This is a genomic window from Micromonospora terminaliae (assembly GCF_009671205.1).
In the GTDB taxonomy this organism is placed as follows: domain Bacteria; phylum Actinomycetota; class Actinomycetes; order Mycobacteriales; family Micromonosporaceae; genus Micromonospora; species Micromonospora terminaliae.
This window is the reverse complement of sequence record NZ_CP045309.1, coordinates 935,895-953,587: the sequence shown is the minus strand read 5'-3', so window position 1 is coordinate 953,587 and position 17,693 is coordinate 935,895. Positions and strand designations below refer to the sequence as shown.

Sequence of the window (17,693 nt, the reverse complement as noted above, 5' to 3'; positions counted from 1 at the left end):
CGCCGGTTCACCGAGGGGCGAGGGCGGCGGTACGCGACCGCGCCGACCCGGTCCCCGCCGCGGTCAGGGCCGGCGCGGGCCGGGCAGTTGGCGCGGGCCACCCCGGTAGAGGGCGCGGGCCCGGTCGGCGAGGTCCCTGGTGGCCGACGAGTTGGCCCAGGTGCCCAGGATGATCGCGGCGCCGGGGATCACCTTGGCGAACACCCGCTTGGCGGCACGCACCCCGGCCATCCGGGCCAGCCGGACGCCGAGCTGGAGCATCACCCGGCCCAGCGGGTTCTGCCCGCCCATCCCGAACAGCGCGCCGGCCCGTTCCCGGCCGGCGGCCACCCCGAGAGCGAGGCGGGCGCTCTCGGCGACCTTGTGCACCCGCTGGAGCACGAGCAGGTCGGTGGCCCGGTCGGGGTGGACCGGGTCGACCCCGTACGCGGCGGCCACGTGCAGCACGAGCCGGGCCTGGGTCCAGGCCAGCACGCCCACGTCGATCACCGCGCCGGGCAACCCGGCCGCCCCGGAGACCGCCCCGGAGAGCCGGGCGTGGTTGACGAACTTGCGCACCGCCTGGTCGGCCAGCTCGTCGGTGGGGACGTCCGGCCGCTGCGCCCGCTCCCGCTCGGCCCACTGCGCCGCCTCCGGCCCCAGCCGGCGCACCGCCTCCAGGGCCAGGTGCTCCGGCGCGTACTGCGGGTCGTCCCGCATCCGGTCCCAGAGCCGGGCCGGTGGCGCCTCGGGCGCCTCCACCGGCGCGGCCGGCTTCGGGGGAAGGGTGGGTTCGCCGTCGACGGGGGCGGGGTCGGTCACGAGGGGCTCCCGGGGGTCGGTGCAGCGGGGGCGGGGGCGGTCAGCGCGGGCGGGACGACAGCCGGGTGGCGAGCTGCTTGAGCCTCGCCTGGTTCTCCGGCTTGGCCAGCTCGCGCCGGCCACGGTCGACCAGCTGCTGACCGCGAGGCGACCGCAGGAAGGCGCTGAGGCGTTGCATCAGTGACATGACGTCCTCCTGTCCGCGGTCCCCCTCATGTTGTACCCGGGACCGGCAAGTCCCTGGTACCCGGACCCGCACCGCGGCAACCCGGGAAGGTGGGTCAGCCCAGGATCTCCTTCACCACCGCGTTGGCGCGCCACTCGTGCTGCGCGTACGCGTCGGGGAACGCGGAGACCTGAACGGTCTGGGCGGCGACCGTGAGCGGCAGGTCCTGCCAGCCGGGGATCTCCTCCAGGGCGGAGAGGAACGCCTTGGTGGCGTACTCCGGGTCCATCAGCTCCTCGACGGTGCCCCAGCCGCTGCTCGGCCGCTGCTGGAACAGGCCGACCGAGTCGTGGTCCCAGCCGATGGCCTGGTGCGGGTAGTTCTGCGACTCGGGCAGCACGGCGCTGGCGTAGTTGAGCAGGGTGCTCTCCTGCATGGCGGTGGCCACCGCGATGACCAGGCCGCGACGCGGCACGCCCATCTCCCGGCCGGCCTGCACGATCTTCTTGGCGTTGTTCATCTGGGTCTGGTCCAGGCCGGCGACCGGGACGATCCGGCGGGGCTTGGGCTTCGCCTTCGGCTTGGGCTTCGCCGTGGCGGAGGGGGTGGCCGAGGGGCTGGCGCTCGGGGTTGCCGGGGCGGTGCTCTCGCGGGCCAGGCCGCGGGAGGCGGCGTCGACGGCCGCGCGTTCGGCCATCTCGGCCGAGGCCGCCGGGTTCGGGGTGTCGCCCGCCGGGCGGGCGCCGATCTGGGTGAAGCCGCCCACCAGGCCGAGGCAGCAGACCGCGCCGGTGGCCATGGCCATCTTCGTCCGGCCGGGCCGGGCCGCGAAGGGGTTCAGAAGGGCGTTGAAGCGGGTACGCAGGGAACCGCGGGCCGTGGGTGCCTCGGTGCAAGGAGTCAACTGAACGATCGAGGGGGTATCGTCCGAACGGTCAGCCGAGCCGTCGGGGCCGTACTGGTCGTCGAGGGTGCCGTCGTCACGCATTCGACGAGGCTAGACAGGGCAAACCGGGATCACCCAGGCTCATCGGGTGGTCCTCGCCACAGTTCGCGACCACCAAACCGGACAACCGTCGCCGTCGCGGGCCGGCCCGTGACGGACCTCGCGACCCGGGAATACCTCCGGTGCGGCCAGCCCCGCACCGCCCCGGGCAGGAACCTCGCAGCCTCCCCGCGGCCGCCCAGTGATCGACTAACTCGTCCTTTCGGTTGATCCCCACCCGGACCGGGAGGGGGAGCCGATCCGGGGCCGTCGCCGAATTGTGATCATCAGTCGGCCCGTAACGGAATGGACCACGACGGCCGGTACGTTGGCCGAACGGGGAGCCGTGCGCGCACGGCCCGCCCGTACGCGTCGACAGGAAGGTCCGAACCGGTGCTCGACCCACACGAGCTCTACGAACTCACCGACGATCTGCCCGATCTCGGCCAACCGGTGCTGATCCAGGCGCTCACCGGCTTCGTCGACGCCGGCAGCGCCACCCGGCTGGCCCGGGAGCAGCTGCTGACCTCCCTGGAGTCGCGGCCCATCGCCCGCTTCGACGTCGACCAGCTCTTCGACTACCGCTCCCGCCGGCCCGTGATGACCTTCGTGGAGGACCACTGGGCCGAGTACGACGCCCCGGCGCTGGAGCTGCACCTGCTGCGCGACGACGACGAGACCCCGTTCCTGCTGCTCACCGGCCCCGAGCCGGATCTCCAGTGGGAACGCTTCGTGGCCGCCGTCGCCGCGCTCTGCACCCGGCTCGACGTCCGGCTCACCGTCGGGCTCAACTCGATCCCGATGGCCGTCCCGCACACCCGGCCCAGCGGCGTCACCGCCCACGCCACCCGGCGGGACCTGATCTCGGGATACGAGCCCTGGCTCCAGAAGGTCCAGGTGCCCGGCAGCGTCGGTCACCTGCTGGAGTACCGCCTCGGCGAGCAGGGTCGCGACGCGCTCGGCTTCGCCGCCCACGTGCCGCACTACGTCGCCCAGACCGAGTACCCGGCCGCCGCCGAGGCGCTGCTCGCCGCGGTGTCCCGCAGCACCGGCCTGCTGCTCCCCCGCGACGGCCTGGGCGCCGCCGCCGAGGTGGTGCGGGTGGAGATCGACCGCCAGGTCGCGCAGACCGAGGAGGCGGCCACCCTGGTCCAGGCCCTGGAGGAGCAGTACGACGCGTTCGCGCGCGGCCGCGGCGAGAAGAGCCTCCTGGCCCCGGAGACCGGGCCGCTGCCCACCGCCGACGAACTCGGCGCCGAACTGGAACGCTTCCTCGCCGAGCAGACCCGTCCCGGAGACACCCCGGAACGCTGACCGACCGATCGCCGAGCAGACCCGGACCACAATCCGGCGAGACACCCCGGAACGCTGACCGACCGATCGCCGAGCAGACCCGGACCACAATCCTGCGAGACACCCCGGAACGCTGACGCGACACCCCGCCGGAGTGAGCGCGCGGGGTGGCCGCCGATGCGGCAGGGTGGAGACATGCGCCTGGCGACCTGGAACGTCAACTCGGTGAAGGCCCGCCTCCCCCGCCTGCTCGACTGGCTGGCCACCACGAAGCCCGACGTCGTCTGCCTGCAGGAGACCAAGTGCCCCGACGGGGCCTTCCCGGTCGCCGAGGTGGGCGAGCTGGGCTACGAGGCGGCCAGCCACAGCGACGGCCGGTGGAACGGCGTGGCCATCCTGTCCCGCGTGGGTCTGGCCGACGTGGCGGTCGGCTTCCCCGGCGAGCCGGGCTTCCCGCTGCCCGAGGCCCGCGCCATCTCGGCCACCTGTGGCGGCCTGCGGGTCTGGTCCGTGTACGTGCCCAACGGCCGCTCCCCCGACGACCCGCACTACGTCTACAAGCTGGCCTGGTTCGCGGCGCTGCGGGACGCCCTGGAGCCGGAGGTGGCCGGCGGGCTGCCGCTCGCGGTCTGCGGCGACTTCAACGTCGCACCGACCGACGCCGACGTCTGGGACCCGAAGCTGTTCGTCACCTCCACCCACGTCACCCCGCCCGAGCGGGCCGCCCTGGCCGCGCTGCGCGACCTCGGCCTCAGCGACGTGGTGCCGACCCCCATGAAGGGCCCGCACCCCTTCACCTACTGGGACTACCGGGCCGGCATGTTCCACCAGAACAAGGGCATGCGGATCGACCTGGTCTACGCCTCCGCGCCGTTCGCCCGCGCGGTCACCTCGGCGTACGTGGACCGGGAGGCCCGCAAGGGCAAGGGCCCCTCCGACCACGCCCCCATCGTGGTGGACGCCGACCTCGTGCCGTCCGTCGAGACGTTCTGAGCCGGCTCGTTAGGGTGGAACCATGGCAGTCGTGAAGATCAACGCGATCGACGTACCGCCGGGTGCCGGCGCGGAGCTGGAGAAGCGGTTCGCGGCCCGGGCCGGCGCGGTGGAGAACTCCCCCGGCTTCCTCGGCTTCGAGCTGCTCCGCCCGGTCGCCGGGGAGAACCGCTACTTCGTCTACACCCGGTGGGAGACGGAAGAGGCGTACCAGGCGTGGGCGCAGGGGCCGTCCCGGGCCGCGCACGCCGGCGGCGAGGGCGGCGAGCCCCGCAAGCCGGTCGCCACCGGGGCCACGCTGCTGGAGTTCGAGGTCGTGCAGCACGTCCCCGGCAAGGGCTGAGACTCCTACTTCTGGAACATGGTCGACGCCACGTCGGCCATGATCGTGAGGGCCCAGTCGAGCTGCGGGCAGGTGTCCCGGTCGCGGCACTCCAGGCAGCCACCCGCGCGCCACGGCCGGTCGAGGGCTCGCGTCCAGTGCGTGTCGATGATCCGCAGCATCGCGAACAGCTCGTCGGCGGGCGTGATCTCCCCGTCATCCATCAGCATGGCCGACGCCTCTCACCAGATCAAGGTGGCGCTTGGCAGGGCGGCCCGAGCGTTTGCCGAACGAAGGAGCCGCCGCAGCACATCTTAGAGACCTTTAGTACCTAAGGCAATGTTGGTATTGAAGGCGGATGGCGCTCATGATCCGATGGGAGGTGCCGAACGAAGGAACCTCCACATGCCAATCCCCACCACCGGATATCGCGAGGTGGCCGAGGACATCGCTGCCCGCATCAGGAGCGGCGAGTACCCGCCCGGCGAACGGCTGCCGACCTACAAAGAATTCGCTGACCTCTACAGCGTCAGTGTCACGACCGTGCAGCGGGCGATCATCATCCTCCAGGATCGCGGCCTGGTCGTCGGCCTGCAGGGCCGCGGCCTGTGGGTCGCCGAGCAGACACCCCGCTGACTGTCCGCCAGCGCGAACCTTCGGATCTTGGCGAGTTGCCGTTCGTGGCTGACGGAAAGTCTCCAAGATCTTGATGGGTTGTGCGGTTCCGGTTCTGTCGATTTGCGAGGCGCCTCTGAGTCATTGCTGACGTCAGCTCGACAGGCGCGCTGAGGTAACGCCCGGCGCGGCCGCCTGCCCGCCTGCGACCCGCCAAGGCACCGATCGCGGGCCGGTCCGGAAGACCGGCGTCAGGGGTTGCGGGTGTCGAGCAGGGAGGCGAAGGCGATCACGTTGTCCTCGTAGCCGGTGTGGCCGCCCACCCACTCGCCGCCGCAGGTGATCAGCCGCAGCTCCGCGGGGCCGGACTCGCCGTAGACACGGTCGGCGGGGAGGTTGGCCTTGTCGAAGTACTCGACCGTGTCGACCTTGAAGGTGACCACGCTGCGGTCCGACCGGGTGACCTCGATCCGGTCCCCCGGCTTCAGGTCGTGCAGCCGGTAGAAGACGGCCGGCCCGCTCTTGGTGTCCACGTGCCCGACGATGATCGCCCGCCCGGGGTCGCCGGGCACCGACCCGCGGTTGTACCAGCCGGTCTGGTTGTGCTCGGTCAGCGGCGGGACGTCGATCGACCCGTCCCTTGCCTGGCCGACCGGGGTGACCGGGGCGGTGACCTTGATGGAGGGCACGGCGAGGCGGACCGGGAGGCTGGCGGGCTCGCGCGCGCGGGCCGGTTCCGCGGTACGCCGGCTGGGCCCGGTCGCCGCGTCGGCCCAGTCGAACGGCCCGGCGGTCCGGCCCAGCCCGGCGCCGGTGGCGAAGACCCCGACCAGCACCAGCAGCACGGCGAGGGGCACCGACCACGGGCTGCGGCCGGCGGCCCGTCCCGACCGGGTGGTGGACTGGGCCGCCCGGGCGGCGGGCTGGGGGGTCGGGTTCGTGGCCATGGCGGGGCTCAGCGCCGGGCGGCGCCACCGAGGAGACGGGGCTGCCGGCGGGACGCGACCACGCCGACCACCGCGCCGACCACGGTCAGCGCGAGCCCGACCGGCACCAGCAGCCCGCCGAGCCCGCTGCCGGCGGTGCCGCCGAAGCCGGTCGCCGGACCGCGGCTGGGCTGCACCCGCTTGACCACCTGGAGCATGGTCGACGCGGTCTGCCCGCCGGGGCACTCCAGCTTCACGCGGTAGTTGCCCGGGCGGGTGCGGTCCCGCACCATCGGCGAGGCGGTGAGCAGGCCGCGCTGCGGCTGCACCTGCACCCGGCCGAACGCGTCGGAGACCACGGTGGCCGGCACCGAGTTGTCCCGGCAACTCGCCCGGATGCCGACCAGGAAGCCGGCCTCGACGGTGCTCGGGGTGACCTCCACGAAGATCACGTCGGCGGGCGACGGCCGCGTGTCCGGCTGGCCGGGCACGGGCTCGGCGGCGACCACGGAGCCGGCCGGCCCCAGGGCCGCGGACTCCAGGCCCGCGGACTCCAGGGGGACGGCGCGCGGGGCGGCCTGGGCGGGCACCGCGCCGACCAGGGGGGCGGTGCACGCGGCGGCCGCGACCAGCAGCGCCGCACGTCCCGTGACTGACACCATGCCCCCTCCCGGCCTCAGCGGTGTCGGGCGGCGGGCCACCCGTCCTGCCGTACGGGATGAATCCTCTCACCCCCGGCCGTCCGTCACATCTGATCCGCTCCGCCGGTCGCGTACGCTCGGGTCGCTGTGACCTCCACCGACTTCAGCGCCGCGCCGCCGGCCCACGCCTCCCGTATCCGCACCTTCCACCCGCGGCGCGGGCGGATGAGCGACCGGCAGCGCGACGCGCTGGCCCGGCTGTGGCCCGCGTACGGCCTGGAGATCGACGACCTGGACGGGCCGTGCGATCCGGCGGCGCTGTTCGGACGGCGGGCGCCGCTGGTGCTGGAGATCGGCTCTGGCATGGGCGACGCCACCGCGGCGATGGCGGCCGCCGACCCGGACCGACACTATCTGGCGGTTGAGGTGCACACGCCCGGAATCGCCAACCTGCTCGACCTGGTCGAACGGCACGGCCTGGACAACGTGCGGGTGGCCAAGGGCGACGCGCTGGACCTGGTGCGGGCCATGCCGGAGGGCTGCCTGGACGCGGTGCACGTCTTCTTCCCCGACCCGTGGCCGAAGGCCCGCCATCACAAGCGGCGGATCATCCAGCCGGCGCACGTGGCGCTGCTGCGCTCCCGGCTGGTCCCCGGCGGGACGCTGCACTGCGCGACGGACTGGGCCGAGTACGCCGAGTCGATGCGGGAGACGCTGACCGCCGACCCGGAGCTGGTCGACGTGCACGGCGGCTTTGCGCCCCGGCCCGCGGACCGGCCGGTGACCAAGTTCGAGCGGCGGGCGCTGACCGCCGGGCGGGAGATCTTCGACCTGGTGCACCGGCGACGCTGAACCCGGTTGGCGCGGCGGCCCATGATCCAGGCACGATGGGAGCGCCATGACTCTCACCGCCGCGCTGCCGAAGAGCGCCGACCCCGACACCCTCTACGACGCGTTCGCCGGCTGGGCGTCCGAGCGCGGCTTCGCCCTCTACCCCCACCAGGAGGAGGCGGTCATCGAGATCGTCTCCGGCGCGAACGTGATCATGAATACGCCGACCGGCTCGGGCAAGAGCCTGGTGGCGATCGCCGCGCACTTCGCCGCGCTGGCCGACGACCGCACCACCTTCTACACCGCGCCGATCAAGGCCCTGGTCTCGGAGAAGTTCTTCGCCCTCTGCGAGGTCTTCGGCGCGGAGAACGTCGGCATGCTCACCGGCGACGCCAGCGTCAACGCCGACGCCCCGATCATCTGCTGCACCGCGGAGATCCTGGCCAACCTGGCGCTGCGCGAGGGCGCCCGGGCCGACGTCGGCCAAGTGATCATGGACGAGTTCCACTTCTACGCCGAGCCGGACCGGGGCTGGGCCTGGCAGGTGCCGCTCATCGAGCTGCCGCAGGCCCAGTTCGTCCTGATGTCCGCCACGCTCGGCGACACCACCCGCTTCGTGGACGACCTGACCCGGCGCACCGGGCGGCCGACCGCCGTCGTCCGGTCGGCCGAGCGGCCGGTCCCGCTCCTCTTCTCGTACGCGATGACCCCGCTGCACGAGACGCTGGAGGAGCTGCTGAACACGAAGCAGGCCCCCGTCTACGTCGTGCACTTCACCCAGGCCGCCGCCCTGGAGCGCGCCCAGGCGCTGATGAGCGTGAACGTCTGCACGCGGGCCGAGAAGGACATGATCGCCCAGGCCATCGGGAACTTCCGGTTCACCTCGGGCTTCGGCCGGACGCTGTCCCGGCTGGTGCGGCACGGCATCGGCGTGCACCACGCCGGCATGCTACCCAAGTACCGCCGCCTCGTGGAGACCCTGGCCCAGGCGGGGCTGCTCAAGGTCATCTGCGGCACCGACACACTCGGCGTCGGCATCAACGTGCCGATCCGCACCGTGCTCTTCACCGGCCTGTCGAAGTACGACGGCACCCGGACCCGGCTGCTCAAGGCGCGCGAGTTCCACCAGATCGCCGGCCGGGCGGGGCGGGCCGGGTTCGACACCCTGGGCCGGGTCGTGGTGCAGGCCCCCGAGCACGTCATCGAGAACGAGAAGGCCCTCGCCAAGGCGGGCGACGACCCGAAGAAGCGCCGCAAGGTCGTGAAGAAGAAGCCGCCGGAGGGCTCGATCGGGTGGGGTGAGCCGACCTTCCAGCGCCTGGTCGAGGCCGAGCCCGAGCCGCTGACCTCCAGCTTCCAGGTCAGCCACTCGATGCTGCTCAACGTCATCGGCCGCCCCGGCGACGCGTTCGCCTCGATGCGGCACCTGCTCACCGACAACCACGAGGACCCGGCCGCGCAGCGCCGGCACATTCGCCGGGCCATCGCCATCTACCGCGCGCTCCGGGCCGGCGGCGTGGTCGAGGAGCTGCCCGAGCCGGACGAGCAGGGCCGCCGGGTACGCCTCACCGTCGACCTCCAGCTCGACTTCGCGCTCAACCAGCCGCTGTCCCCGCTCGCCCTGGCCACCGTCGAGCTGCTCGACCGGGAGTCCCCGTCGTACGCGCTCGACGTGCTCAGCGTGATCGAGTCGATCCTCGACGACCCGCGTCAGGTGCTGTCCGCCCAGCAGTTCAAGGCCCGTGGCGAGGCGGTCGCCGCCATGAAGGCCGAGGGCATCGAGTACGAGGCCCGCCTCGAACTCCTCGACGAGGTGACCTGGCCGAAGCCCCTCGCCGAGCTGCTGGAGTCGGCGTACGAGATGTACCGGCAGGGCCACCCCTGGGTGGCCGACCACCAGCTCTCCCCCAAGTCGGTGGTCCGCGACATGTACGAGCGGGCCATGACGTTCACCGAGTACGTCCAGTTCTACGGCCTGTCCCGCTCCGAGGGGCTGGTGCTGCGCTACCTCGCGGACGCGTACAAGGCGCTGCGGCAGACCGTCCCCGAGGACGCCCGGACCGAGGAACTGGCCGACCTCATCGAGTGGCTGGGCGAGCTGGTCCGCCAGGTCGACTCCAGCCTCATCGACGAGTGGGAGCGGCTGCGCAACCCCTCCGACGTCGCGGAGGTGGCCGCGTCGCTGGACGACCGGCCCCCGGCGGTCACCCGCAACGCCCGGGCGTTCCGGGTGCTGGTGCGCAACGCGCTGTTCCGCCGGGTCGAGCTGGCCGCGCTGCGCCGGTGGGACCTGCTCGGGGAGCTGGACGGCGAGCACGGCTGGCACGCGGACGCGTGGGCGGACGCGCTGGAGCCATACTTCGAGGCGTACGACTCGATCGGGGTGGGGCCGGACGCGCGCGGGCCGGCGCTGCTGATGATCGAGCAGGGCCGGGAGAAGTGGACCGTACGCCAGATCCTGGACGACCCGGAGGGCGACCACGACTGGGGCGTCAGCGCCGAGATCGACCTCGCGGCCTCCGACGAGGTGGGCGCCGCCGCCGTCCGGATCACCGACGTCGGACAGCTCTAGGTCCCGTCTCCCCCACCGGCCAGTTGGTCTCCGAGCGGGCTTCGGCGGTACAGCACGTGCCGGCCGTCCCGGGCGCGGGTGACCAACCCGGTCGCGTGGAGGACGCGCAGGTGTTGGGACACGGCGCTGGGCGTCACGGTGAGCCGGCGGGCGATCTCCACGGTCGCCAGGGGCTCGTCGAGGAGGCCAAGCAGCCCCGCTCGGGGCGCGCCGAGCAACGCGGTGAGGGCCCCGGCGTCCGTGGTGGGCGCCGGGAGCCACAGCGTGGCCACACCGCGACAGGGGTAGGCCAGCCACGGTGGTTCCTCGGCGCTGACCGGCGGGGCGGGCTTGTGCGCGAACACGGACGGCACCAGCAGCAGCCCCCGGCCGGCGGCCGCGACCCGGTGCCGGCCGATCATCTTGTCGATGTGCAGCACGCCGTCGTGCCACCGCAGGTTGGGGTGCATGTCGGCGAAGAGCAGGCGGGCGCCGCCCACGGCCAGCTGCCGGGCGCGGTAGGTCATGTCGGCTTCCAGCACGAGCCGCATCCGGGACCAGGTCGGCCGGACGGCGATCTCCCAGTAGGCGGCCAGGAGGTCGCAGACCGCCTCGCGGAGCCGGGCGACGCCGTCATCGCCGCCCGTGGTGACCTCGCTCAGGACGTCGGGCAGCCGGTGACGTCCGTAGATGGCCAGCAGGTCGCGCCGCACCACGTCCGGCGGCGTCCGGCGTGCGCGGGCCAGTTCCTCGTCGAAGGTCGCGGCGAAGCTCGCCGGCCGGGGGGTGAGGAAGTCCGGCACCGCGCGCTCCGGCCCGACCAGCGACATCAGCAGGGCGGTGTCGATCCCGTGGAGCCGGCCGAGCACCGACCGGCGCCAGGGCAGGTGCAGCGCGTAGAGGCCCGGCTCGCGCAGCACCCGGAGGCTGAGGACAGTCTCGTGGATCGGTGAGATTCCGAACCGGGTGTCGGCGAGGTCCCCGACGCCGAGTTCAAAGCTGATCATTAAGCCATACCCTACATCGCTGGGGCGTGGTCGACCGGTGCGATGGACTTCCGGGCATGACACAGCAGATCAACACGACGGACCACGGGAACCGGCAACGCACGGCGATCATCACGGGTGCGGCACGCGGGATCGGCGCCGGGGTCGCCAAACGGCTGGCACGCGACGGCCTCGCGGTCGCGGTGCTGGACCTGAGGGAGGAGGACTGCGCCGGCACCGTGGCAGCCATCACCCGCGACGGCGGGACGGCCGCGGCGTTCGCCGCCGACGTCAACGACGAGACGGCGGTGGGCACTGCCGTCTCCCGGATCGCCGCCGCGCTGGGCGCACCGACGGTGCTGGTCAACAACGCCGGCATCGGCGGGCCCAACGCCGGCGTCGAGGAGACCAGCACCGAGCAGTGGGACGCGGTCACCGGGGTCAGCCTTCGGGGGGCCTTCTTCCTCACCCGGGCCGTGGCTCCGTTCATGATCGCGGCTGGCTGGGGACGGATCGTCAACATGTCGAGCATCTCGGCGCTCGGCGATTCCGGGCGCGTCGACTACGCGGCCGCCAAGGCCGGTCTGATCGGCTTCACCAAGTCGCTCGCGCTCCGGCTCGGACGGCACGGCGTGACCGCCAACGCCATCGGCCCGGGCTTCGTGGTGAGCGAGATGACCAGGATCGGCGCGCAGCGGCGCGGCCGCAGTTTCGACGAGCACCAGCGGATCGTCGCGGAGACGATCCCGGTGGGCCGAGTCGGCCAGCCCGAGGACATCGCGCACACCGCGTCGTACCTGGTGAGCGAGGGTGCGAGCTTCGTCTCCGGCCAGGTCATCTACGTCGCCGGCGGCCCGGTGGACTGACGTGACCGACGATTCCGGACCACGAGATCGGCCGATGAGCCGCCGACTGCTGGCACTCCTCACCCTCGCCTGCGGGGTGGCCGTCGGGAACATCTACTTCCCGCAGACCGTCGCCCCACTGATCGCCGCCGAACGGCACGTCTCCCCGGACTCGGCCGCGCTGGTGGTGACGGCCGTGCAGCTCGGGTACGCGGCGGGGATCTTCCTCCTGGTGCCGCTCGGCGACCGGCTCCCGCACCGGCCGCTCGTCGTCATTCTGCTCGGCCTGACCGGGCTGGGGCTGCTCGCTGCCACCATCGCCCCCGCGCATCCGCTCCTCGTGTCCGCGAACGCCCTCGTCGGGATCACCACCGTGGTCGCGCCGATCATCGGGCCGATGGCGGCCGGCCTGGTCTCGGCGGACCGGCGCGGGGCGGTCAGCGGCACGCTCCTGAGCGGCTCGATCGGTGGCATGCTGCTGTCCCGCACGCTCGCCGGGACCCTCGGCGACTGGTGGGGCTGGCGGGCGCCCTACCTCACCGCGGCGGCGTCCGTGCTGCTCATCGGGGTCGTCATGGCCCGGGTACTGCCGGCGACGCGACCGGCGTCGGCGCACCCCTACCCGGCCCTGCTGGCCGAGTCGCTGCGCCTGCTGCGCCGGGAGCCCGAGCTGCGCCGATCCTGCTGGTACCAGGCAGCCATCTTCGCCGGCTTCTCCGCGGTCTGGACCGCGGTGGCGCTGCTGCTGACCGGTCCGATCTACGGGCTGGGGGCCCGGGCGGTCGGACTGCTCGCCCTGGTCAACGCGGCGACCATGGTCTGCACCCCGCTCGCCGGACGGCTGGTGGACCGGCACGGCAGCGACGCGGTCAACCTGGTGTGCATGCTCGGGGTCGGCGCGTCGGCCGCGGTGCTCGCGTTCGGCCGCCTGGGCGGCACGGCAGGACTGGTGGCGCTGGTGGCGGGGACACTGCTGCTCGACGTGGCCATGCAGTCGGGGATGGTCGCCAACCAGGTACGCAACTACGCCCTGCGCCCGGAGGCCCGCAGCAGGGTCAACACCGCGTACATGACCTGCGCCTACCTGGGCGGAAGTGCCGGGTCCTGGCTGGGCGTCCAGGCGTACGGGCGCTTCGGCTGGCTGGGAGCGTGCGCTGTGCTGGCGTTGCTCGCGGCCATCGCGCTGGCCCGGCACCTGGCCGCAGCCCGGCCGGTGTCACCGCTCTCTCCGGACCCCGGTTCCCCGGCCGGGTGCGCGGTAGCGAACCGCACGATCTGAGGCGACTCAACCCTGGGCGATGTCAGACCTGTCGATTAGAATGTATGTACTAATCGAGCTTTTGACCTGGGAGGATGCTCGTGACCGCGCCCACCTCCGCCGCCCCCGTCACCCCCTACGCCACCCTCCTCGGGTTCACCCGTTACGTGGACCGCACCGGCCCCACCAAGGCCACCTTCGTCGGCGGCCTGCGCAAGCAGCGGGCGAGCCGGCACGGGTTCAACCCGCACGGCCAGTTCGTCAAGGCGCTCAAGGCCGACGTCGCCTTCCACACCGGCGGCACGCACCTGGCCCAGGTGGCCGACCTGGTCAAACCGCGCTGGCGCCCGCTCTACGAGGCGCTGGTGCCCGGCGCCACCACGTGGCTGCACTCGCTGGGCGAGCCGGCCGGCGTCGACCTGGCGCAGACCCGCGACGCCCTCGCGATGCTGGGCGACCTGCCCGTGAAGATCAATCCGCAGTTCGGCGTGCGCTACGCCGACGGCCGCGCCGAGGCGATCCGGCTGCACTTCGACGAGGCCCCGCCGAGCGAGGAGACCGTCCTGGCGACCCTGCACCTGATGGCCCGGCACATGGACGCGGTCCTGCCGCACGCCGAGCCGGTGCTGGTCGACGTCCGGCGCGGCGAGTCCCACCGGATGCCCGCCGACGTCAAGCCGGAGCAGATCGAGCAGTGGCTGGCTGGTGAGGCCGCGGCGTTCCGCGCCATCTGGTCCACCGCCGCCTGACCCGGCCCGCCCCCCACCAGCGGCCGCCCCTCCCCGGGGCGGCCGCTGGCGCCCAGCACGGTGGAAAGCACCGGCACCGCGAGGGCGCTCACGGCCGCGGCGCGTACGGGGCGAGGGGGTTGGCCAGCGTCCCGACGAACTGGAGCGCCGCCGACGGGTCCGCGAGGTCGACCATCTGCTGGTTGTCGCGCAGTTGCAGCCGGTTGAGGCAGGAGAGCGCGAACTCCGGGGCGAACAGGTCGTGCCGCCCGGCCAGGTGCGGCACCGACGCCGTGTAGGCGCTGACGCACCCGGCCACGGTCCGCCAGAAGGTCTCCTCGTCGAGGATGCCCTCGGTGGCCAGGATCGCGTTGAGGTGGCGTAGGAACGAGTCGAACACGTCGGTGAAGACGCAGAGCACCTTCTGGTCCTCGGGCACGGCGGCGCGGATCCGTCCCACCGCCTCGGGCAGGTCGGCCGCCGGGTCCATCACCACGATCTCCTCGGCGATGTCCTTGAAGATCACCCGCTCCACCACGCCGTCGCGCAGCACCAGGATGACGTTCTCGCCGTGCGGCATGAACGCCAGGTCATAGGCGAAGAGCGCGTGCAGGACCGGCACCAGGTAGGCGTCGAGGTAGCGGCGCAGCCAGTCGGCCGGGGCCAGCCCCGAGCCGGCGATCAGCGCTCCGGCGACCGAGCGCCCGCCATGGTCGACGTGCAGCAGCGACGCCATGGTGGCCAGCCGCCGGCCCGGCTCCAGCCCGGGCACCGGGCTCTCCCGCCAGAGCGCGGCGAGCATCTTCCGGTACGGCGAGTACCGGTCGGTGGCCGCCTCGAACTGCCGGTGCCGGTAGCCGATGGCGGCCCGCTCCCGGATGATCGACAGCCCGGTCCGCCCGAACACCGGGTCGGCGGCGATCACGCCGGCCAGCCAGTCGTTGATGGCCGGGGTGTGCTCCATGTACGCGGCCGACAGCCCGCGCATGAAGCCCATGTTGAGCACCGAGAGCGCGGTCTTCACGTAGTGCCGGTGCGGGTCGGTGACGTTGAAGAAGGTGCGCACCGACTGCTGGGCCAGGTGCTCGTCCGGCCCCTCGCCGAGGGGCACGAGGTGCCGCCGGGCCACCTCGCCGGCGTAGGTGACCGCCAGCCTGTTCCACCACTGCCACGGGTGCACGGGCAACAGCAGGTAGTCGGCCGGGTCGAGGCCGAGGCCCGTGAGGGTGCGGGCGAACCCGGCCAGGGTCTCGTCGCCGAGTTCGGCCCGGACGTGGGTGTCGTAGTCCAGGTCGGTGGCGCAGGTGAAGGTGGTGTGGTCGCGGTGGGCGGCGAGCCAGAGCAGCCGGACCGGCCGGCCGGCCTCCGGGGCGTACCGGTGGTGGTCGTGCACGCCCCAGCCGATCCGCCCGCTGTTGGCCACGAAGCACGGATGGCCCTCGGTCATGGCCGTCTCGATCTGCTGGAAGTCCGCCCCGGCCAGCTCCGCCGCCGTCAGTTCGGGGCGGGCCGACTTGTAGGCGAGCCCGGCCAGGGTGCTGGTGATCTCCTCCAGGTAGACGGGCAGGACGGCGTCGGTGAGGCCGAGCGCGCCGCGCAGCTCCAGGCAGAGGTCGACCGCGTCCAGTGGGGCCTCCCGCCCCTCGACGTGGCGGGTCAGGCCCGCGGGGTCGATCCACCAGTGGTTCAGGCTGAGCCGCCGGCCCGCGAAGCGGTACTCGACGGTGCCGTCGTCGCTGCGTACCCGGTAGTGGCCGGGACCGTGCGGCTCGGGGGTGATGAGCCGTTCGTGGGCGAACTCGGCCAGGGCCTTGCGGACCAGGCGGCGGTTGGCGGCGGCCCACCGGTCGGGGGTGAGGTGGTCGACGGCGGCGGAGGGGGTGGTCACGCGGGGTACCTCTCAACGGGTGGCGGCGAACTGCTCTCGGGTGCAGACGCTGAGCAGGGCGGTCTTCTCGGGCTTGGTGATCGGGCCGACGACGCGGAAGCCGACGGCCGCGTTCAACGCGTGCACGGCGGTGTTGCGCACGTCGGGCTCGACCACCACCCGGCGGGTGGCCGGGTCGGCGAAGAGCCAGTCCAGCACCGTGGTGAGCACGGCGAGGGTGAAGCCGTGCACGGGCGCCCCGGTGGGCGCGCAGAGGAAGTGCATCCCGACGTCGCCCTCCGCCGGGTCGTGGAGACCGACCAGCTCGACGTGGGCCGGGTCGTAGCGCTCGGCCAGGAACGCCGGCCGGCCCTGCCAGCACCCGAGGTACGCGTCGTGGTGCGGGTGCGCGGCGATGCGCCGGTACTCCTCGGCCACCCGGGCCACGTCGGCGTCCTGCATCATCCAGAACACCGCCTTGGGGTGGGTGACCCAGCCGTGCAGCAGCGCGGCGTCGGCGTCCGGGTCGAGCGGGCGGAGGGTGAACTCGCCGAGGCGCGGGTCCTGCCGGCGGTGGACGGCCACGGTCATGAGGCCACCCCGGCCGGGGCGCCGAACTCCTGGAACGCGATGCTCTTCTCGATCGGGTAGTGCTCGCGGCCGGTCAGCTCCCGGATGATCCACGAGTTGCGGTAGGGACCCATGCCCAGGTCGGGCGACGTGACGCTGTGCGTGTGGGTGCCGGCGTTCTGGAGGAAGACGCCCCGGCCCGTGTGGTCGATGCTGTAGTTGCGGGCCACGTCGAAGCGGCCGTGGCCGTCGAAGCGGAGCCGGTCCCGGATGGGGTCGAGGAAGGCGGGCACCCGGTGGCGGTAGCCGGTGGCCAGCACCAGCCCCTCGGTCTCCAGGGTGAAGTCGCGGCCCTGCTCGATGTGGCGCAGCCCCAGCGTGTACGCGCCGCGCGCCGGATCGTGGGCCGCCTCGGTCAGCTCGGTATTGGTGAGCAGCCGGGTCGGCACCGGGCCGCTCACGGTCTTCACGTAGAGCAGGTCGTAGATCGCGTTGATCAGCTCGGCGTCGATGCCCTTGAACAGCTCCTTCTGCTCCGCTTCGAGGCGGTAACGGGTCGGCTCGGGCAGGGCGTGGAAGTAGTCCACGTAGTCCGGGGACGTCATCTCCAGGGTGAGCTTCGTGTATTCGAGCGGGAAGAAGCGCGGCGAGCGGGTGACCCAGGTCAGGTGGTAGCCGTGGGTGTCGATGTCGGCGAGCAGGTCGTGGTAGATCTCGGCGGCGCTCTGCCCGCTGCCGACCACGGTGATGCTCCGCTTGCCGCGCAGCGCCGCCCGGTGCTTCCGGTACCGCGAGTTGTGGATCATGTCGCCGTCCAGCCCCGCGCAGGCCGGCGGGACGTGCGGCGGGGTGCCGGTGCCGAGCACGAGCCGGCGGGCCCGGTGGGTGACCTCGCGGCCGGCCACCCGGGCGCGCACCACGTACCGGTCGTCCGTGGCGTCGTACTCGATCGAGGTGACCTCGTGTCCGAACCGGACGCTCGGCAGCTTCGCGGCCGCCCAGCGGCAGTAGGCGTCGAACTCGCTGCGCAGCGGGAAGAAGTTCTCCCGGATGTAGAACGGGTAGAGCCGCCCGGTCTCCTTGAGGTAGCTGAGGAAGGAGTACGGCGAGGTCGGGTCGGCGAGCGTCACCAGGTCGGCGAGGAACGGGGTCTGCAGGTGAGCGGTCTCCAGCAGCATGCCGGGATGCCAGCCGACGTCGTCGCGGGCCTCCAGGAAGAGACCGTCGAGGTCGGCGATCGGGGCGGTCAGGCAGGCCAGGCCGAGGTTGTACGGGCCCAGCCCGACGGCGATGAAGTCGTGGGTCGACACGGGTT

At 72.8% G+C, this 17,693-nt stretch carries 19 protein-coding genes; 9 read left to right on the top strand and 10 right to left on the bottom strand.

Features of this window, described 5'->3' with window-relative positions:
- Positions 1-63: 63 nt before the first annotated feature.
- The 3 genes from GCE86_RS04270 to GCE86_RS04265 form a co-directional block, all read right to left on the bottom strand.
- Positions 64-801, bottom strand: a complete 738-nt coding sequence (locus GCE86_RS04270; protein ID WP_154225706.1) for an EcsC family protein — start codon at positions 799-801, stop codon at positions 64-66.
- A 40-nt stretch (positions 802-841) separates the two neighbouring features.
- A complete protein-coding gene (locus GCE86_RS31545) occupies positions 842-988 on the bottom strand; it encodes a hypothetical protein (RefSeq protein WP_167537026.1) in 147 nt (48 codons plus the stop codon).
- Positions 989-1,082: 94 nt separating this feature from the next.
- Complete coding sequence (locus tag GCE86_RS04265) at positions 1,083-1,955, bottom strand: peptidase M23 (protein ID WP_154225705.1); 873 nt, start codon at positions 1,953-1,955, stop codon at positions 1,083-1,085.
- 390 nt (positions 1,956-2,345) lie between these two features.
- On the opposite strand from GCE86_RS04265, the gene GCE86_RS04260 reads away from it, so the two are divergent.
- From GCE86_RS04260 to GCE86_RS04250, 3 genes are all read left to right on the top strand, one after another.
- Positions 2,346-3,266: a proteasome assembly chaperone family protein gene (locus tag GCE86_RS04260; protein ID WP_154225704.1), complete on the top strand. Its 921-nt coding sequence runs from the start codon at positions 2,346-2,348 to the stop codon at positions 3,264-3,266.
- Positions 3,267-3,440: 174 nt separating this feature from the next.
- Positions 3,441-4,238: an exodeoxyribonuclease III gene (locus tag GCE86_RS04255; RefSeq protein ID WP_154225703.1), complete on the top strand. Its 798-nt coding sequence runs from the start codon at positions 3,441-3,443 to the stop codon at positions 4,236-4,238.
- A 22-nt stretch (positions 4,239-4,260) separates the two neighbouring features.
- Positions 4,261-4,581 (top strand): antibiotic biosynthesis monooxygenase family protein, encoded by a 321-nt coding sequence (locus GCE86_RS04250; RefSeq protein WP_154225702.1) that lies wholly within the window; start codon positions 4,261-4,263, stop codon positions 4,579-4,581.
- A gap of 5 nt (positions 4,582-4,586) precedes the next feature.
- Here the strand turns inward: GCE86_RS04250 and GCE86_RS04245 are convergent, their stop codons facing one another.
- Complete coding sequence (locus GCE86_RS04245; protein WP_154225701.1) at positions 4,587-4,790, bottom strand: hypothetical protein; 204 nt, start codon at positions 4,788-4,790, stop codon at positions 4,587-4,589.
- Between the two features lie 175 nt (positions 4,791-4,965).
- Here GCE86_RS04245 and GCE86_RS04240 point away from each other — a divergent pair, with 175 nt between their 5' ends.
- Positions 4,966-5,196: a winged helix-turn-helix domain-containing protein gene (locus GCE86_RS04240; protein ID WP_091263463.1), complete on the top strand. Its 231-nt coding sequence runs from the start codon at positions 4,966-4,968 to the stop codon at positions 5,194-5,196.
- A 230-nt stretch (positions 5,197-5,426) separates the two neighbouring features.
- Here GCE86_RS04240 and GCE86_RS04235 read toward each other — a convergent pair whose 3' ends face one another.
- Together GCE86_RS04235 and GCE86_RS04230 are read right to left on the bottom strand one after the other, a co-directional pair.
- Positions 5,427-6,122, bottom strand: a complete 696-nt coding sequence (locus GCE86_RS04235; protein ID WP_154225700.1) for a class F sortase — start codon at positions 6,120-6,122, stop codon at positions 5,427-5,429.
- Between the two features lie 8 nt (positions 6,123-6,130).
- The gene (locus GCE86_RS04230) at positions 6,131-6,763 is read right to left on the bottom strand and encodes a hypothetical protein (protein WP_154225699.1); all 633 of its coding nucleotides are present in this window, start codon (positions 6,761-6,763) and stop codon (positions 6,131-6,133) included.
- A 126-nt stretch (positions 6,764-6,889) separates the two neighbouring features.
- Between GCE86_RS04230 and trmB the strand changes: the two genes are divergently transcribed.
- Positions 6,890-7,594, top strand: coding sequence for a tRNA (guanosine(46)-N7)-methyltransferase TrmB (gene trmB / locus GCE86_RS04225; protein ID WP_154225698.1), 705 nt, complete (start codon positions 6,890-6,892; stop codon positions 7,592-7,594).
- A 46-nt stretch (positions 7,595-7,640) separates the two neighbouring features.
- A complete protein-coding gene (locus tag GCE86_RS04220) occupies positions 7,641-10,145 on the top strand; it encodes a DEAD/DEAH box helicase (protein WP_154225697.1) in 2,505 nt (834 codons plus the stop codon).
- Here GCE86_RS04220 and GCE86_RS04215 read toward each other — a convergent pair.
- On the bottom strand, positions 10,142-11,131 hold the full coding sequence (locus GCE86_RS04215; RefSeq protein ID WP_154225696.1) for an ArsR/SmtB family transcription factor: 990 nt from the start codon (positions 11,129-11,131) through the stop codon (positions 10,142-10,144). The two genes, GCE86_RS04220 and GCE86_RS04215, sit on opposite strands and share 4 nt — an antisense overlap.
- A 56-nt stretch (positions 11,132-11,187) precedes the next feature.
- On the opposite strand from GCE86_RS04215, the gene GCE86_RS04210 reads away from it, so the two are divergent.
- The 3 genes from GCE86_RS04210 to GCE86_RS04200 all read left to right on the top strand — a co-directional run bounded on the left by GCE86_RS04210 (position 11,188) and on the right by GCE86_RS04200 (position 13,962).
- Positions 11,188-11,976: an SDR family NAD(P)-dependent oxidoreductase gene (locus GCE86_RS04210; RefSeq protein ID WP_154225695.1), complete on the top strand. Its 789-nt coding sequence runs from the start codon at positions 11,188-11,190 to the stop codon at positions 11,974-11,976.
- A gap of 34 nt (positions 11,977-12,010) precedes the next feature.
- On the top strand, positions 12,011-13,234 hold the full coding sequence (locus tag GCE86_RS04205; RefSeq protein ID WP_154225694.1) for an MFS transporter: 1,224 nt from the start codon (positions 12,011-12,013) through the stop codon (positions 13,232-13,234).
- 80 nt (positions 13,235-13,314) lie between these two features.
- The gene (locus tag GCE86_RS04200; RefSeq protein WP_154225693.1) at positions 13,315-13,962 is read left to right on the top strand and encodes a hypothetical protein; all 648 of its coding nucleotides are present in this window, start codon (positions 13,315-13,317) and stop codon (positions 13,960-13,962) included.
- An 88-nt stretch (positions 13,963-14,050) separates the two neighbouring features.
- Here the strand turns inward: GCE86_RS04200 and GCE86_RS04195 are convergent, their stop codons facing one another.
- From GCE86_RS04195 to GCE86_RS04185, 3 genes are read right to left on the bottom strand one after another with little or no spacing between them, the layout of a single operon-like run.
- On the bottom strand, positions 14,051-15,829 hold the full coding sequence (locus tag GCE86_RS04195; RefSeq protein ID WP_154225692.1) for an IucA/IucC family protein: 1,779 nt from the start codon (positions 15,827-15,829) through the stop codon (positions 14,051-14,053).
- A gap of 12 nt (positions 15,830-15,841) precedes the next feature.
- The gene (locus tag GCE86_RS04190) at positions 15,842-16,399 is read right to left on the bottom strand and encodes a GNAT family N-acetyltransferase (RefSeq protein ID WP_239543256.1); all 558 of its coding nucleotides are present in this window, start codon (positions 16,397-16,399) and stop codon (positions 15,842-15,844) included.
- Positions 16,396-17,688, bottom strand: coding sequence for a lysine N(6)-hydroxylase/L-ornithine N(5)-oxygenase family protein (locus GCE86_RS04185; RefSeq protein ID WP_154225691.1), 1,293 nt, complete (start codon positions 17,686-17,688; stop codon positions 16,396-16,398). The genes GCE86_RS04190 and GCE86_RS04185 overlap by 4 nt, the downstream gene beginning before the upstream one ends.
- Positions 17,689-17,693 lie beyond the last annotated feature (5 nt).

Bases quoted from the DNA above. Each gene is read 5' to 3' on its own strand.
- GCE86_RS31545 (WP_167537026.1), bottom strand. From the start codon at position 988: ATGTCACTGATGCAACGCCTCAGCGCCTTCCTGCGGTCGCCTCGCGGT.
- GCE86_RS04265 (WP_154225705.1), bottom strand. From the start codon at position 1,955: ATGCGTGACGACGGCACCCTCGACGACCAGTACGGCCCCGACGGCTCG.
- GCE86_RS04255 (WP_154225703.1), top strand. From the start codon at position 3,441: ATGCGCCTGGCGACCTGGAACGTCAACTCGGTGAAGGCCCGCCTCCCC.
- GCE86_RS04250 (WP_154225702.1), top strand. From the start codon at position 4,261: ATGGCAGTCGTGAAGATCAACGCGATCGACGTACCGCCGGGTGCCGGC.
- GCE86_RS04245 (WP_154225701.1), bottom strand. From the start codon at position 4,790: ATGCTGATGGATGACGGGGAGATCACGCCCGCCGACGAGCTGTTCGCG.
- GCE86_RS04240 (WP_091263463.1), top strand. From the start codon at position 4,966: ATGCCAATCCCCACCACCGGATATCGCGAGGTGGCCGAGGACATCGCT.
- GCE86_RS04235 (WP_154225700.1), bottom strand. From the start codon at position 6,122: ATGGCCACGAACCCGACCCCCCAGCCCGCCGCCCGGGCGGCCCAGTCC.
- GCE86_RS04230 (WP_154225699.1), bottom strand. From the start codon at position 6,763: ATGGTGTCAGTCACGGGACGTGCGGCGCTGCTGGTCGCGGCCGCCGCG.
- GCE86_RS04220 (WP_154225697.1), top strand. From the start codon at position 7,641: ATGACTCTCACCGCCGCGCTGCCGAAGAGCGCCGACCCCGACACCCTC.
- GCE86_RS04215 (WP_154225696.1), bottom strand. From the start codon at position 11,131: ATGATCAGCTTTGAACTCGGCGTCGGGGACCTCGCCGACACCCGGTTC.
- GCE86_RS04210 (WP_154225695.1), top strand. From the start codon at position 11,188: ATGACACAGCAGATCAACACGACGGACCACGGGAACCGGCAACGCACG.
- GCE86_RS04205 (WP_154225694.1), top strand. From the start codon at position 12,011: ATGAGCCGCCGACTGCTGGCACTCCTCACCCTCGCCTGCGGGGTGGCC.
- GCE86_RS04190 (WP_239543256.1), bottom strand. From the start codon at position 16,399: ATGACCGTGGCCGTCCACCGCCGGCAGGACCCGCGCCTCGGCGAGTTC.